Source organism: Thauera sp. 2A1, from assembly GCF_009469595.2.
Taxonomy (GTDB): domain Bacteria; phylum Pseudomonadota; class Gammaproteobacteria; order Burkholderiales; family Rhodocyclaceae; genus Thauera.
In genome coordinates this window covers 56,983-70,646 of the sequence record NZ_SSXV01000004.1, presented here as the reverse complement: position 1 = coordinate 70,646, position 13,664 = coordinate 56,983, and the positions used below count along the sequence as shown (strand labels likewise).

Genomic DNA, 13,664 nt, shown 5'->3' with positions numbered 1-13,664 from the left:
GGAGAGAGGACCATGCAAAAGAAGACGCAGTTTTCCGTCTGGTACTTCGCCTTCGCGCTGCTGGCGATGGTGTTCATCAACGACCTGCTGCAGGGCGCGCGCACCACCGCGCCCATCCCCTACAGTGAGTTCCAGACCCTGGTGCAGGAAGGCAAGGTGGCGGACATCGCCATCGCCGACAACCAGATCCACGGCAGCTTCAAGGCGCCGGTCGACGGCAAGACCCGCTTCGTGACGACGCGGGTCGATCCGGCGCTGGCGAAGGATCTGGCGCAGTACGACGTGAAGTTCACCGGCGTGGTGCAGAACACCTTCCTCAGCGATCTGATCGGCTGGGTGCTGCCGGCGGTGATCTTCGTCGGCATCTGGATCTTCGCCATGCGCAAGTTCGCCGGCAAGATGGGCGGCGGCGGCTTCATGAACATCGGCAAGAGCAAGGCCAAGGTCTATGTGGAAACCGACACGAAGGTGAATTTCGCCGACGTGGCGGGGGTCGACGAGGCCAAGGACGAGCTGAAGGAGATCGTCGGCTTCCTGAAGGATCCGCAGCGCTTCGGCCGCCTCGGCGGCCGCGCGCCCAAGGGCGTGCTGCTGGTCGGCCCGCCGGGAACCGGCAAGACCCTGCTCGCCAAGGCGGTAGCGGGCGAGGCCGGCGTGCCCTTCTTCTCGATCTCCGGCTCGGAGTTCGTCGAGATGTTCGTCGGTGTCGGTGCCGCGCGGGTGCGCGACCTGTTCGAGCAGGCGCGCGCCAAGGCGCCGGCCATCATCTTCATCGACGAGCTGGATGCGCTCGGCCGTGCGCGCGCGGCGGGCGGCATGATGGGCGGCCACGACGAGAAGGAGCAGACGCTGAACCAGTTGCTGGTCGAGCTCGACGGCTTCGACGGTGCCAAGGGGCTGGTGCTGCTCGGCGCCACCAACCGCCCCGAGGTGCTGGACCCGGCGCTGCTGCGTGCCGGCCGCTTCGACCGCCAGGTGGTGGTGGATCGCCCGGACAAGAGCGGGCGCATCGCCATCCTCGACGTGCATATGCAGAAGATCCGCCTCGCCGAGGACGTCGACCGCAGCAAGGTCGCCGACCTCACGCCGGGCTTCACCGGCGCCGAGCTCGCCAATCTGTGCAACGAGGCGGCGCTGGCGGCGACGCGGCGCAACGCAGAGGCGGTGACGCTGGCCGACTTCACGGTGGCGATCGAGCGCATCGTCGCCGGTCTGGAAAAGCGCAGCCGCGTGCTGACGCCGCTCGAGCGCGAGACGGTGGCGCACCACGAGATGGGCCATGCCATCGCGGCGATGGCACTGCCCGGTTCCGATCCGGTGCACAAGGTGTCGATCATCCCGCGTGGCGTGGGGGCGCTCGGTTACACCATCCAGCGCCCGACCGAGGAGCGCTACCTGATGACGCGCGCCGAGCTCGAGCGCCGCATGATGGTGCTGCTGGGCGGCCGCGCGGCGGAGGAGATCATCTACGGCCACTTCTCCACCGGAGCGGCCGACGACCTGCAACGCGTGTCGCAGATCGCGCGCGCCATCGTCACCCGCTACGGCATGGACGACGACCTGGGCCACGTGGTGTACGAGAAGGAGCAGAGCAACTTCCTCGGCCAGGCGGCGCCGCAGTTCGACAAGGGCTACAGCGAGGCCACCGCGCGCGAGATCGACCTCGCGGTGCGCGCCATCGTGCAGGACGGCTACCGGCGAACGCTGGCCCTGTTGCGCGCACGCGAGGCGCTGCTGCGGGAGTCGGCGGCCGAACTGCTGCAGCGCGAGACCCTGGGCGAGGTGGAACTCGAGCGCATCCGCAGCGCCGCGGCCAAGGCCGTCGCGCCCAAGCCGCTGGCTGCCTGAAACCGGGCGGCGGCGTCATCCGGCGCCGTCGTCCGGCCTGTCCGCACTGGTCGCGGCAATCGCCGCCAGTGCCGGGTGCGGGATGCGGCGCTGGGCGGAGATCGCGAACCAGCCCTGGCGCACGCCGGTCACCGTCCCGACCGGCCACGCGTCGTACTGTCCGGCGATCTCGTCACGCATGTTCGACGGCGCCGGAAACAAACCCAGCCCGGCGCGGCCGAAGGTCTTCATCAGCGCGCTGTCGGAGAATTCGCCCAGCACCAGAGGCGTCAGATTACGTGCCTCCAGCCAGGCGTCCAGCGCGTTGCGCACCGGGTTGCCGCGCGCGGGCAACAGGACCGGGGCGCCGTTCAGGCGCGCAGGAAAATCGCCGGCATAGCGTTCCCGCAGCGGTGCGGCGCCAAACAGTTCGATCTCGGCCTCGCCCAGCAGTTGCGACTGCAGCTTGAGGTTGGCGCGCTGCGGCGCCGGCTGGTCGGCCAGCATCAGGTCCAGCCGGTTCAGTGCCAATTCGCCCAGCAGGTACTCGAAATGCCCCTCGCTGCACTCGAGCCGCACCTCCAGCGGCGGCCGCAGCACGCCTTGCAGCAGCCGGAAGGCGACGACCTTGGGCACCGTATCGGTCAGCCCGACTGCAAGCCGCGGCCGCGGATTTTGGCTCTCGGCGAGCGCATGACGCAGCTTGTCGCCGAGCTGGAAGATCTGTTCTGCATGGGCGAGGGCGATCCGTCCGGCGTCGGTCAGCACCAGCGAGCGGCCTTGCGGCGCGAGCAGCGTGTGGCCGAGCTGGCTTTCGAGCAGGCCGAGCTGCGTGCTGACCGTCTGCACCGACAGGTTCAGGCGTTCTGCCGCGCGGGTGATGCTTCCTTCCTTGGCCACGGCCCAGAAGTAGAGCAGGTGGCGGAAGTTCAGATCGCTCGGGGTCATCGTAGTCTCCCAGAAAATGGGAACGGATCGTCCGGTTTCTTCGCTTCCTTGGAAGCCGGGTGCGCCCTAACGTTCCCCTGCCGGCCGGGATTTCACCCGGACCGCAGAAGCCGACAGGAGACGGAAATGATCACGCTGGAAGACTGCACCGCATTCTGCGACGCCCCCGAGCCCGATGTCGCGCGAATTGCCCGCGAGCACCGTCTGACGATGGTCGCAGCTCTCGCATGTGCCCACGCGCGTCATGTCGCCGATGCCGAGCGCGGCCGTGAGCGCCCGCATCGTGTGCGAAAGTTCGCCGCTGCGGCGGGCGGCAAGCCCCGGCCGGCAAATGCCATGGTGGCGTGAAGGCGCGCGCGCTCGGCGCGGGCGGGGCGGATGTTGCCGATGCCGGCAACGGCGCCCTGCCCGCGCCGACGATGACGTACGATTGAACCTTGCGACGCGCCGGCGGTCTCTTTGTCAGTTGCGCTCGAGCAGACATCCGGGACGTTCGCTGCGCATGAACGCAGAGATCAATCGCGGGGTTCCGCCATGCCACCTTTCTCCTTGCCGATGCTGATGTTCGCCGCGGTCGACATCTCCTTGTCGATGATGATCGTGGCATTGCGCTTCCAGCATAATCTGATCACCGGTCATCGACTCTCCGAGCCGGGATGGCGCGTTCGCGGAAGAGCGCTCGAAAAGGCTCGAGCGGCCACGTTGGGCGACGTGGGCGAACGGCAGACCCCACATTGAACCTGGCGGATGCGGGTCGCCGCTTGATCCTGTTGCTGGTTCGGGTCAGGCGTTCAGGTCATGTCTCGGTGCTGCGCGCCACTCGCCCAGCGCCGCTATCGTGTCTTCCAGGCCTTCTATGACACGGATACCGGGCAGGCGCTTCTGTTTTCCGCGGAGCGCGCCGCCGCCTGCCCATATGGCGATCGACGCCGGCAGCATGGCGCGCAACTGCAACAGGTCATCGATCGCCTGCCGTGCCGGGTAGGCAGCGCTGAACGACAATCCCACGACATCGAAGCTGCCGTCGACGGCGGCCGTGCGCAGCTCAGGCAGCGGTGTGCGGGTGCCCAGCGACAGGCAGCACGCCCCTTCCGCCACCAGCGTCGCTTCCGCCATCAGCAGCCCGAGCACATGCTCCTCATCCGGGAAGGTGGTGAGCAGCACGCGCGGGCGCGTGCCGCTGCCCACGTGGGCGCCAATGGCGCCGCGGAGCACGTTCTGGACCTGCTCCGTATAGAGGTGCTCCTCCGGCACATCAATTTCGCCGCGCATCCAGGCCTCGCCGATGGCTTCGTTGAGCGGCGCCACCGTCTCCGCCGCAAAACGTTGTAGCCCCTGCCTGAGCAATGCCTGGCGCAGCGCCGCCGCCAGCTCGGCGCTGCGGTGCAGGCGCACATATTGCAGCAAGGGAAGGTCGGTCGCCGCAGCGGCGCGTGAATCCGGCGTGTCGGCAATCAGCGCGAGCAGCTCGTCGGTGCTCGCCCCGATGATCTTCGCGGGCCGCCTGCCCTGGTCGATCAGGCGCCGGATCAGCCGCAGCTTTTCCACTTGTGCAACAGGGTACAGGCGGTCGCCGTTGGCATCGCGTTCCGGTACCGGGAAGCCATAGCGGCGTTCCCAGACGCGCAATGTGTCCTTTGACAGGCCGGTGTCGCGCTCGACGGCGGCGATGTTGAGGGCAGCGGGCAGAGTGTGATGGGTTTCCATATTGTCCAGGACAATTATTCGATATCGCGCTTGACATCGCAAGCCTGAGCTCCTACCTTAGAGTCGTAATCACGTTTTGTCCAGGACAATGATCATGAACGCCAAGTCACTGAGCACGTGCCGGATGTCTGCTGCGGTGGTCGCCTCGTTAGTCGGGCTGGGACTGTTTTCAAGCTGGCGGGCCGAGGCTGGCAAGAGCGCGGCGGCGCTCGGCGAGCCCGCCGGAGTTACGGTCCTTGTCCAGGACAATGGTGAGGATGCCAGCCTGCAGACCAAGCTCTTCCTTCATCGCCAGGGCTTCGTCGCGCAACCGTCTGCGAGGTCGTCCAAATGAGCGCGACCCGGGCCCGGCAGATCCGCTCGCTGCTCTCCGCAGTCGCGCTGACGACGGTCGCGTTCGCCGGTAGCGCACATGCACAGGATGCGGGGCCGGCCGCGTGCCCGGCGCTGCTCGACCAGCGCTTCCCGGCCTTGCAGGACGAGAAGCCGCAATCACTGTGCCAGTACGCCGGCAAGGTGCTGCTGGTGGTGAACACCGCCAGCTACTGCGGCTACACGCAGCAGTACGACGGGCTCGAGCGACTCTACGACAAGTACCGCGAGCGCGGCCTGGTGGTGATCGGCTTCCCCTCCAACGACTTCAACCAGGAGCCTGGGAGCAACAAGGAGATCGCCGATTTCTGCCGCAGCACCTACGGCGTGCGCTTCCCGATGTTCGCGCGCAGCACGGTGTCGGGCCGCAGCGCCAACCCCTTCTACACGCGGCTGGCCGAACTGACCGGCGAGCGGCCGCAATGGAATTTCCACAAGTACCTGATCGACCGCAGCGGCACCAGGGTGGCGAGCTTCCCCAGCCAGTTGTCGCCCGAGAGCCCGCTGCTGGTCGGCACCATCGAGAAGCTGCTCGGCGCAAGGCCCTGAATCCGGAGGCCACGGGCAGCCCGCCCCGATCTCACCCCGACCCTGATGCACCCCGGCCCCCGAGGCCGACAAGGAGATGTCAATGAACGCACCCGAAAAATTCTTCCTGCCCGACGTGCAGGCCAGCCACGACGCACGTGCGCTCGCGATCCAGCACGTCGGCGTGCGCGGCCTGCGTTACCCCTTGAGCGTGAGCGACGGTGACGGCCATGTGCAGCACACCGTGGCGACGATCGAGATGACGGTCGGCCTGCCGCCGGAAGTGAAGGGCACCCACATGTCGCGCTTCGTCGAGATCCTCGAGGCCGAGCGCGAGGCGCTCAACCTCGACGGCTTGCGCAGCCTGTTCTCCGCCATGCTGCGGCGCCTGGAGGCCCGCAGCGGCCGCGTCGAGGCGCGCTTTCCGTGGTTCGTGCGCAAGCGCGCGCCGGTATCCGGCGTCGAGAGCCTGCTCGACATGGACGCCACGGTGATCGTCGAGCAGGTCGAGGGTGGCGGTGCGCAGACGACGCTGAAAGTGGTGGTGCCGGTCACCAGCCTGTGCCCGTGCTCGAAGAAGATCTCGGCCTATGGCGCGCACAACCAGCGCTCGCACATCACGCTGACGACGCGGCTGGCGGGCGACATGAGCCTGCTCGAACTCGTGCGCATGGCCGAGGAAGAAGCCTCGTGCGAGGTGTTCGGCCTGCTCAAGCGGCCCGACGAGAAGTGGGTCACCGAGCGCGCCTATGACAATCCCAAGTTCGTCGAGGATCTGGTGCGCGACATCGCGCTGCGCCTGCGCGCCGACAGCCGCATCGCGGCATGGACGGTCGAATCGGAGAACTTCGAGTCGATCCACAACCACTCCGCCTACGCGCTGATCGAGGGCGTGAACCGGCCCGACAGCGCTTCGCAGACCGCGGCGCCGGAACAGGCATCATGAAGCTGACCGACCACGAACACGCCGGTGGCAGCGGAGGCGGGCGTCGCATCGCCGTCGTCGGTGGCGGCATCGCCGGCCTCGGTGCGGCCTGGCTGCTGTCGCGCCGCCATCGCGTCACGCTGTTCGAGGCCGGCAGCTACGTCGGCGGCCACACCAACACGGTAGACGTGGAGATCGGCGGCGTCTCGCACCCGGTCGACACCGGCTTCCTGGTGTTCAACCGCCGCACCTACCCCAACCTGTGTGCCCTGTTCGCGCACCTCGGCGTGAAGTCGGTCGCCAGCGAAATGAGCTTCGGCGTCAGCCTGGCCGACCCCGCCATCGAATGGGCCGGCTCCGACCTCGGCACCGTGTTCGCGCAGCGCTCCAACCTGCTGCACCCGGCCTTTCTCGGCATGCTGCGCGACATCCTGCGCTTCAACCGCGACACCACTCGCATGGCGGCCCAAGGCAGCGCGCCGGATGCCAGCCTGGGCGCCTACCTGGCCGGGCACGGCTACGGCAGGGCCTTCCGCGACTGGTACCTGCTGCCCATGGCGGCGGCGATCTGGTCGTGCCCGACGCGCACGATGCTCGATTATCCGCTCGCCACCTTCGTGCGCTTCTGCCACAACCACGGCCTGCTGCAGATCCTCGACCGCCCGCAGTGGCTGACGGTGGAAGGTGGCGGCCGCAGTTACGTGCGGCGCATCGTCAGCCAGCTCGACGACGTGCGCATCGCCACGCCGGTGCAGGGCGTGGATCGCCGCGCCGACGGCGTGTGGCTGCGCACTCCCGAAGGGGCCGAGCTCTTCGACGAGGTCGTGTTCGCGTGCCACAGCGACCAGACGCTCGCCATTCTCGGCGACGGCGCCAGCGCCGACGAGCGCCGCATCCTCGGTGCGGTGCGCTACCAGCCCAACGTCGCGCTGCTGCACACCGATGCCGCCCTGCTGCCGCGCCGCCGCAAGGTGTGGTCGGCGTGGAACTATCTCGCCGGCGCCGGCCGGCCGGACGAGCGGCCGGTGTCGGTCAGCTACCTGATCAACCGCCTGCAGCCGCTGCCTTTCGACACGCCGGTGATCGTGTCGTTGAACCCCTTCGCCGAGCCCGCGGCGGACAAGCTCATCCGCCGCATCGAGTACGCCCACCCGGTGTTCGACCAGGCTGCGATCGACGCCCAGGCCGCGCTGCCGCAGCTCCAGGGCGTGCGCCGAAGCTGGTTCGCCGGCGCGTGGACGGGCTACGGCTTCCATGAGGACGGCCTGCGTTCGGCGGTCGCGATCGCCGAACGCCTGGGCGTGGACATCCCGTGGCGGGACGGCCGCGACGCGACGGCTGCGGCCATGCCTGCGGCGCGGCACGAAGCGCTGCGCGAGGCGGCATGATGAAGCCGCGCCCGGCGCCCGCGAGCCGTGTCGCGCTGGATGCGTTCGCGCCGGCAGCGTGCTTCGGCGCGGTGATGCACGAGCGCCACGTGCAGGCGCACAACCGCTTCGTCTATCCGACCGCCTTCCTGCGCCTGCCCCTGTCGCGCCTCGACGAGCTGCGGGTGCCGCTGCTGGGCATCGACCGCTTCAACCTGTTCGCCTTCCACAACCGCGACCATGGCCGGCGCGACGGCTCGCCGTTGCTGCCCTGGCTGCGCGCCATTCTGGCGGAGCGCGGGCTGGCCGGGGTCTGCGACGGCGAGGTGGTGCTGCAGGCCATGCCGCGCGTGCTGGGCTACGTGTTCAACCCGGTCAGCTTCTGGTTCTGCCACGACCGCGGCGGTGCGCTGCGGGTGGTGCTGGCCGAGGTGAACAACACCTTCGGCGAGCATCACAACTACCTGGTGCATCACCCCGACCTGCGCCCGATCCAGCCCGGAGACGAACTGGTGGCGCAGAAACTGTTCCACGTGTCGCCCTTCTTCCCGGTGCGCGGTGAATATCGTTTCCGCTTCGACTCGCGCGGCGCGGTACATGCGGTGGACATCGACCTTTGGGACGGCGGCGCGCGCCAGCTTGGCACCCGGCTGTCGGGTCGCGCCGAAGCGCTGGACGGGCGGGCGATGGCGAAATGGCTGCTGCGCCACCCTCTGATGACTTTGGGCGTGATCGCCCGCATCCACTGGCAGGCGCTGCGCCTCGCGCTGCGGCGGGTGACTTTTCACCGCAAGCCTGCTCCCCCGATCGAGGAGACCACCTGATGAACGCCCTGGAAAACGCCCTCGGCCCGTTGCTGCAGCCGCTCGCCAGCTTGGTGGCCGAACGCCTGCCGCGCGCCACCCGGCTGGCCCTGGAAATGCTCGACCGCCTGCAGGGCGGCGCGCTGGCCATCGAACTGCCCGACGGCCGCCAGGTGCGCGCCGGCCATGGCGCGCTGGTCGCCCACCTGCGCGTGCGCGACCACGCGGTTTTCGATGAGGTGCTGGCGCGCGGCGACATCGGTTTCGGCGAGGCCTACATGGACGACCTGTGGCACACCGACGACCTCGCCGGTCTGCTCACCCTGATGTCGCGCAACCGCGCCACGCTGGACGCGGCGATCCATGGCCGACTGTTCCGCCTGCTCGGCCACCGCCTCACCCATCTGCTGCGCGCCAACACGCGCGCGGGCGCGCGGCGCAACATCGAGGCGCACTACGACCTCGGCAACGACTTCTACGCGCTGTGGCTGGACGGCACGATGACCTATTCGGCCGCGCTGTTCGACGCCCCTGACGAGGCACTGGAAGCGGCGCAACTGCGCAAGTACCGCCGCATCCTGACGCAGCTCGGCGCCCGGTCGGGGCAGACGGTGCTCGAGATCGGCTGCGGCTGGGGCGGCTTCGCCGAAGTCGCGGCCACCGAGTTCGGTTGCCGCGTGCTCGGCCTGACGCTATCGCCGGCGCAGCTCGCCCATGCGCGGGCGCGTGCCGAACGCGGCGGCTACGCCGGCCTGGTGGACTTCGAGCTGTGCGACTACCGCGACGTGCGCGGCCAGTACGACCACATCGTGTCGATCGAGATGATCGAGGCGGTCGGCGAGCGCTTCTGGCCGACCTACTTCGGCCAGTTGGCCGCGCTGCTGAAACCCGGCGGGCGCTGCGCGGTGCAGGCCATCACCATCGCCGACGGCCTGTTCGCGCGCTACCGCCGCGGCACCGATTTCATCCAGCGCCACATCTTCCCCGGCGGCATGCTGCCCAGCCCGGCGGTGGTGCATCGCCAGGCGGCGCGCACCGGCCTGCAGGTGGTGGACGATTTCGCCTTCGGCCCGGATTACGCGCGAACGCTGGCACGCTGGCACGAGCGCTTCGACGCACGGATGGATGCGGTGCGGCAGCTCGGCTTCGACGAACGCTTCCTGCGCATGTGGCGCTTCTACCTCGCCTATTGCGAGGCGGGCTTCAACACCGGCGACATCGACGTGCATCACTACGTGTTCGCCCACGCGGGTGCGGGGGCGCCGGGATGATCGCGCGGCACTTCGGCCGGGTGCTTGCCGTCGCACTGTTCGTCGGCGTCCTCGCGCTGCCGGGTGCGTCCGCTGCGCGCACATTGCCGCCGGCGGTGGCCGCGGCGGCCGGCCCGATGGAGCTGGCCGGAGAAGGCGAGATGCGCTGGCTCGGGTTCAAGCTGTACGACGCCGCGCTGTGGGTCGAGCCCGGGCGCGCCCCGGACGATGCCGACCATGCGCTGGCGATTCGCTACGCGCGGGCGATTGCCGCCGAGCGGCTGGTCGAGGCCAGCCTGGACGAGATGCGCCGCCTCGGCGAGCGCGACGAGGCGAAGCTGGCGCGCTGGCGCAGCTTGCTGCAGCAGGCGCTGCCGTCGGTGGCGGCGGGCGACACGCTGGTCGGCCTGCACCGGCCGGGGCGCGGCGCCAGCTTCTGGCACCAGGGCCGGCTCACCGCCCGCATCGACGACGCCGAACTCGCCCGCGCCTTCTTCGCCATCTGGCTGGACCAGCGCACACGTGAGCCGGAGCTGCGCGCCCGCCTGCTTGGGCGGGCGGACACGCCATGAGCCGCGTCGCATCACTCGGGCGCCGCGAGATCATCGCCTACGGTGCGTTCGGTCTGCCGCTCGCCTTCGCCGCCCTGCCGCTGTACGTGCATGTGCCGCGCCTTTACGCCGGCGAGCTGGGCCTGCCGCTGGCCCTCGTGGGCGGGGTGTTGCTCGCGGCGCGCATCGTCGATGCGATCACCGATCCGCTGATCGGCTGGGCGGCGGACCGCATCGCCGCACGACGCAGCTGCTTGCTGGCGGCCGCGCTGCTGCTGGGCCTGTCGCTGCCTGCCTTGCTCGCGCCGCCCGCGGGGGCCGGCGCGGCCTGGTTGCTGGGCATGCTGGTGCTGGTGTCGCTGGCCTACTCGGTGGCGACCATCGTCTACGGCGCCTGGGGCGCCGAGGTGGCGCCGACGCCCGAGCTGCGCACCCGCTTCGTCGCCAGCCGCGAGGGTTTCGGCCTGGCCGGCGTGGTGCTCGCGGCAGCCCTGCCAGGGGTGCTCGCCGGCGACGATGGCGAAGCCGGCGGCCTGGCGCGGCTGGTGTGGATCTTCGTGCCGCTGCTGCTGGCGTGCGCGGCGTGGACCTTGATCTGCGCGCCCATTGCTCCGCCACCCCGTGCGCAGGCGCTGCCGCTGCTGCGCGGGCTGTCCGACGCTCTGCGCGATGCCGGCTTTGCTCGCCTGCTGGCGGTGTTCGCGGTGAACGGCATCGCCGCCGCGGTGCCGTCGGCCACCGTGCTGTTCTACGTGGCCGACGTGCTGCAGGCCGACGAGCGCGCGGCGGGGGCTTTCCTGGTGCTGTATTTCGTTGCCGCGGCGGCCAGCCTGCCGCTGTGGGTCGCGGTGTCGCGCCGCATCGGCAAGCGGCGGGCGTGGCTCGCCGGCATGGCGCTGGCGATCGTCGTGTTCGCCTGGGCAGGCGTGCTCGGCCGCGGCGATCTGTTCGCCTATGGCCTGATCTGCGTGCTGTCGGGCATCGCGCTGGGGGCCGACCTGTCGCTGCCACCGTCGCTGCTGGCCGACCTGCTCGCCCGTGCTGAAGATCAGCGCCCCGGTGGCGCGCGCGCCGGCGCCTGCTTCGGCTGGTGGAGCTTCGTCACCAAGGCCAACCTGGCGCTGGCGGCCGGCCTGGCCTTGCCGCTGCTGGCGCTGCTCGGCTACACGCCCGGTGCCCGCGACACGGAGGCGCTTGCTGGCCTCGCCGCCGTCTACGCCGGGCTGCCGGTGGTGTTGAAGCTGGGCGCGGTGGCGCTGCTGTGGCGGTGGCGGCAGGAACTCGAACCGGCGGCGCAGGCGTCGCCCGTGACCGCGTTGAAGGAGGTGCGATCGTGATCGGAAGCGTGTTGAAGCGTTACCTGTTCCTGCTGGCCGGGCTGGCGCTGCTCGGAGGCTGTTCCACGGTGGATATCGACAAATACCGCAACCAGACGCCGGTGCTGGACCTGCGCGACTATTTCAACGGCACGCTCGACGCCCACGGCATCTTCCAGGACCGCTCGGGCGAGGTGGTGAAGCGCTTCCACGTCGTCATCGAGGCGAAGTGGCAGGGCGAGGTCGGCACGCTGGACGAGCGCTTCACCTATTCGGACGGCAGCACTCAGCGCCGGGTGTGGACCATCACCCGTCTCGGTGACGGCCGCTATCGCGGCACGGCGGACGACGTCGTCGGCGAGGCGCAGGGCGAGGCCGTCGGCAATGCCCTGCGCTGGCGCTACGTGCTGGCGCTGCCGGTCGGCGACAAGGTCTACAACGTCGATTTCGACGACTGGATGTTCCTGATGGACCAGCGCGTGATGCTGAACCGCTCGGTGATGAGCAAGTGGGGCTTCCGCCTCGGCGAAGTCACGCTGTCGTTCTACAAGCGGGAGGGGTGATGCCGCTGTTCGCGCCGCTGAACCGCCCCATCCGCGACTGGCAGGGCCTGCGGGTGTGGATCGTCGGCGCCTCGAGCGGCATCGGCGCGGCGTTGGCACGCGCGCTCGCCGCGCGCGGTGCCTGGGTCGCGGTGTCGGCGCGCAGCCGCGAGGCACTGGCCGCGGTGGCAGCCGATTGCGGCGCGGCGGCGGTGGCCGAGCCGCTGGACGTGACCGTGGCGGATGATTTCACCCGCGTGCGCGACGCGCTGCTGGCGCGCTGGGGCCGGCTCGACCTGGTGGTGCTCAACGCCGGCACCTACCGCCCGCTGCGCGCCTGGGCGCTCACACCGCAGGCGATCCGCGAGACGCTGCAGACCAACCTCTTCGGCGCGATGGACGGCGTGGCGGCGCTGGCGCCGATGTTCAGCGCCCAGGGCGGCGGCGCGATCGCGCTGGTGGGCAGCGTCGCCGGCTACGGCGGCCTGCCCAAGGCGGCGGTGTATGGCCCGTCGAAGGCGGCGCTGATCAACTTCGCCGAAACGCTGTACCTGGACCTGGCGCCGCACGGCGTGTCGGTCTTCCTCGTCAATCCGGGCTTCGTCGCCACGCCGCTGACGGCGCAGAACGATTTCCACATGCCGGCGCTGCTGACGCCGGAGCAGGCCGCCGACGCAATCGTCGCCGGCTTCGGCCGCGGCGCGTTCGAGATCCACTTTCCGAAGCGCTTTACCGGCGTGCTGAAGCTGCTGAGCCTGCTGCCGCGCCGGCTGTACTTTCCGCTGATCCGCAAGGTGACCGGGCTATGACGAGACAGCGTGAAGACATCGCGGCCGGCGCTGCTGCGTGCCCTGACGCCGCCCAGCAATCACTCATATCGCCGATCGGACCGGTCGATTGCAGTGCCGCTGTGGCCGAGCTGGCGCGCTTCTACGAGACGCTGCAGCCGGCCTCGCTGGTGCGCATCGGCCAGTTGTACGCCCCGGACGCGCGCTTCAAGGACCCGTTCAACGATGTCGTCGGCACGGTTGCGATCGCGCGCATCTTCGAGCACATGTTCGCCACCGTGGCGGCGCCGCGCTTCGTCGTCACCAGCCGCATCGTGCAGGGCCGGGAGGCGATGCTGGGCTGGGATTTCCACCTGCGGTTGTCGGGCTGCGACACGGTGATCCGCGGCGTGACCCACCTGCAGTTCGACGCCGCCGGCCGGGTGGTGCTGCATCGCGACTACTGGGACGCGGCCGAGGAGTTGTATGCCCGCCTGCCGCTCATCGGCGGGCTGATGCGCTGGCTGCGGCGCAGGCTGTCGAGCGGGTGAGCGGGTCTTTGGTACGGGATCCGGGGAAGGTGCGCCGAATCCGGTGTGGCGACGGGGGATGCGCTCCGTCGGGCTGCGGAACTCGACCTCGCTGCGCTCGGGACTCGAACAGTCCTCGCCCGCTCCGCGCATCCCCCGCCGCCACACCTACCACGTTGCACGCCTCGGGGTTTGCGATCCGTGCCCGATCCTGCTATCCAGCAGCCTTTC

At 69.7% G+C, this 13,664-nt stretch carries 15 protein-coding genes; 13 read left to right on the top strand and 2 right to left on the bottom strand.

The features are described 5' to 3' along the window. Positions 1-12 precede the first annotated feature (12 nt). On the top strand, positions 13-1,848 hold the full coding sequence (gene ftsH / locus GH664_RS05250; protein ID WP_153167074.1) for an ATP-dependent zinc metalloprotease FtsH: 1,836 nt from the start codon (positions 13-15) through the stop codon (positions 1,846-1,848). Positions 1,849-1,863: 15 nt separating this feature from the next. Here ftsH and GH664_RS05245 read toward each other — a convergent pair whose 3' ends face one another. After that, a complete protein-coding gene (locus GH664_RS05245) occupies positions 1,864-2,775 on the bottom strand; it encodes a LysR family transcriptional regulator (protein WP_153167073.1) in 912 nt (303 codons plus the stop codon). Positions 2,776-2,901: 126 nt separating this feature from the next. On the opposite strand from GH664_RS05245, the gene GH664_RS05240 reads away from it, so the two are divergent. Further along, the gene (locus tag GH664_RS05240; protein WP_153167072.1) at positions 2,902-3,123 is read left to right on the top strand and encodes a hypothetical protein; all 222 of its coding nucleotides are present in this window, start codon (positions 2,902-2,904) and stop codon (positions 3,121-3,123) included. A gap of 435 nt (positions 3,124-3,558) precedes the next feature. On the opposite strand, the gene GH664_RS05235 is transcribed toward GH664_RS05240, so the two are convergent. Next, positions 3,559-4,482: a MerR family transcriptional regulator gene (locus tag GH664_RS05235; protein ID WP_153167071.1), complete on the bottom strand. Its 924-nt coding sequence runs from the start codon at positions 4,480-4,482 to the stop codon at positions 3,559-3,561. A 94-nt stretch (positions 4,483-4,576) separates the two neighbouring features. Here GH664_RS05235 and GH664_RS05230 point away from each other — a divergent pair, with 94 nt between their 5' ends. The 11 genes from GH664_RS05230 (at position 4,577) to GH664_RS05180 (ending at position 13,454) form a co-directional block, all read left to right on the top strand. Continuing rightward, positions 4,577-4,816 (top strand): hypothetical protein, encoded by a 240-nt coding sequence (locus GH664_RS05230; RefSeq protein WP_153167070.1) that lies wholly within the window; start codon positions 4,577-4,579, stop codon positions 4,814-4,816. Then, positions 4,813-5,403 (top strand): glutathione peroxidase, encoded by a 591-nt coding sequence (locus GH664_RS05225; protein ID WP_153167069.1) that lies wholly within the window; start codon positions 4,813-4,815, stop codon positions 5,401-5,403. The genes GH664_RS05230 and GH664_RS05225 overlap by 4 nt, the downstream gene beginning before the upstream one ends. A gap of 82 nt (positions 5,404-5,485) precedes the next feature. Beyond that, on the top strand, positions 5,486-6,328 hold the full coding sequence (gene folE2, locus GH664_RS05220) for a GTP cyclohydrolase FolE2 (protein WP_153167068.1): 843 nt from the start codon (positions 5,486-5,488) through the stop codon (positions 6,326-6,328). Further along, on the top strand, positions 6,325-7,695 hold the full coding sequence (locus GH664_RS05215; protein WP_153167067.1) for an NAD(P)/FAD-dependent oxidoreductase: 1,371 nt from the start codon (positions 6,325-6,327) through the stop codon (positions 7,693-7,695). Before folE2 ends, GH664_RS05215 begins: the two co-directional genes overlap by 4 nt. Continuing rightward, positions 7,695-8,498: a DUF1365 domain-containing protein gene (locus GH664_RS05210; RefSeq protein ID WP_153167178.1), complete on the top strand. Its 804-nt coding sequence runs from the start codon at positions 7,695-7,697 to the stop codon at positions 8,496-8,498. Before GH664_RS05215 ends, GH664_RS05210 begins: the two co-directional genes overlap by 1 nt. Then, positions 8,498-9,748, top strand: coding sequence for a cyclopropane-fatty-acyl-phospholipid synthase family protein (locus GH664_RS05205; RefSeq protein ID WP_153167066.1), 1,251 nt, complete (start codon positions 8,498-8,500; stop codon positions 9,746-9,748). The genes GH664_RS05210 and GH664_RS05205 overlap by 1 nt, the downstream gene beginning before the upstream one ends. Next, positions 9,745-10,299: a chalcone isomerase family protein gene (locus GH664_RS05200; RefSeq protein ID WP_153167065.1), complete on the top strand. Its 555-nt coding sequence runs from the start codon at positions 9,745-9,747 to the stop codon at positions 10,297-10,299. Before GH664_RS05205 ends, GH664_RS05200 begins: the two co-directional genes overlap by 4 nt. After that, a complete protein-coding gene (locus tag GH664_RS05195) occupies positions 10,296-11,615 on the top strand; it encodes an MFS transporter (protein WP_153167064.1) in 1,320 nt (439 codons plus the stop codon). Before GH664_RS05200 ends, GH664_RS05195 begins: the two co-directional genes overlap by 4 nt. Continuing rightward, on the top strand, positions 11,615-12,157 hold the full coding sequence (locus GH664_RS05190; RefSeq protein ID WP_153167177.1) for a DUF3833 domain-containing protein: 543 nt from the start codon (positions 11,615-11,617) through the stop codon (positions 12,155-12,157). Before GH664_RS05195 ends, GH664_RS05190 begins: the two co-directional genes overlap by 1 nt. After that, positions 12,157-12,945 (top strand): SDR family NAD(P)-dependent oxidoreductase, encoded by a 789-nt coding sequence (locus GH664_RS05185; protein WP_153167063.1) that lies wholly within the window; start codon positions 12,157-12,159, stop codon positions 12,943-12,945. Before GH664_RS05190 ends, GH664_RS05185 begins: the two co-directional genes overlap by 1 nt. After that, the gene (locus GH664_RS05180) at positions 12,942-13,454 is read left to right on the top strand and encodes a nuclear transport factor 2 family protein (protein WP_153167062.1); all 513 of its coding nucleotides are present in this window, start codon (positions 12,942-12,944) and stop codon (positions 13,452-13,454) included. The genes GH664_RS05185 and GH664_RS05180 overlap by 4 nt, the downstream gene beginning before the upstream one ends. The last annotated feature ends 210 nt before the right edge of the window (positions 13,455-13,664 follow it).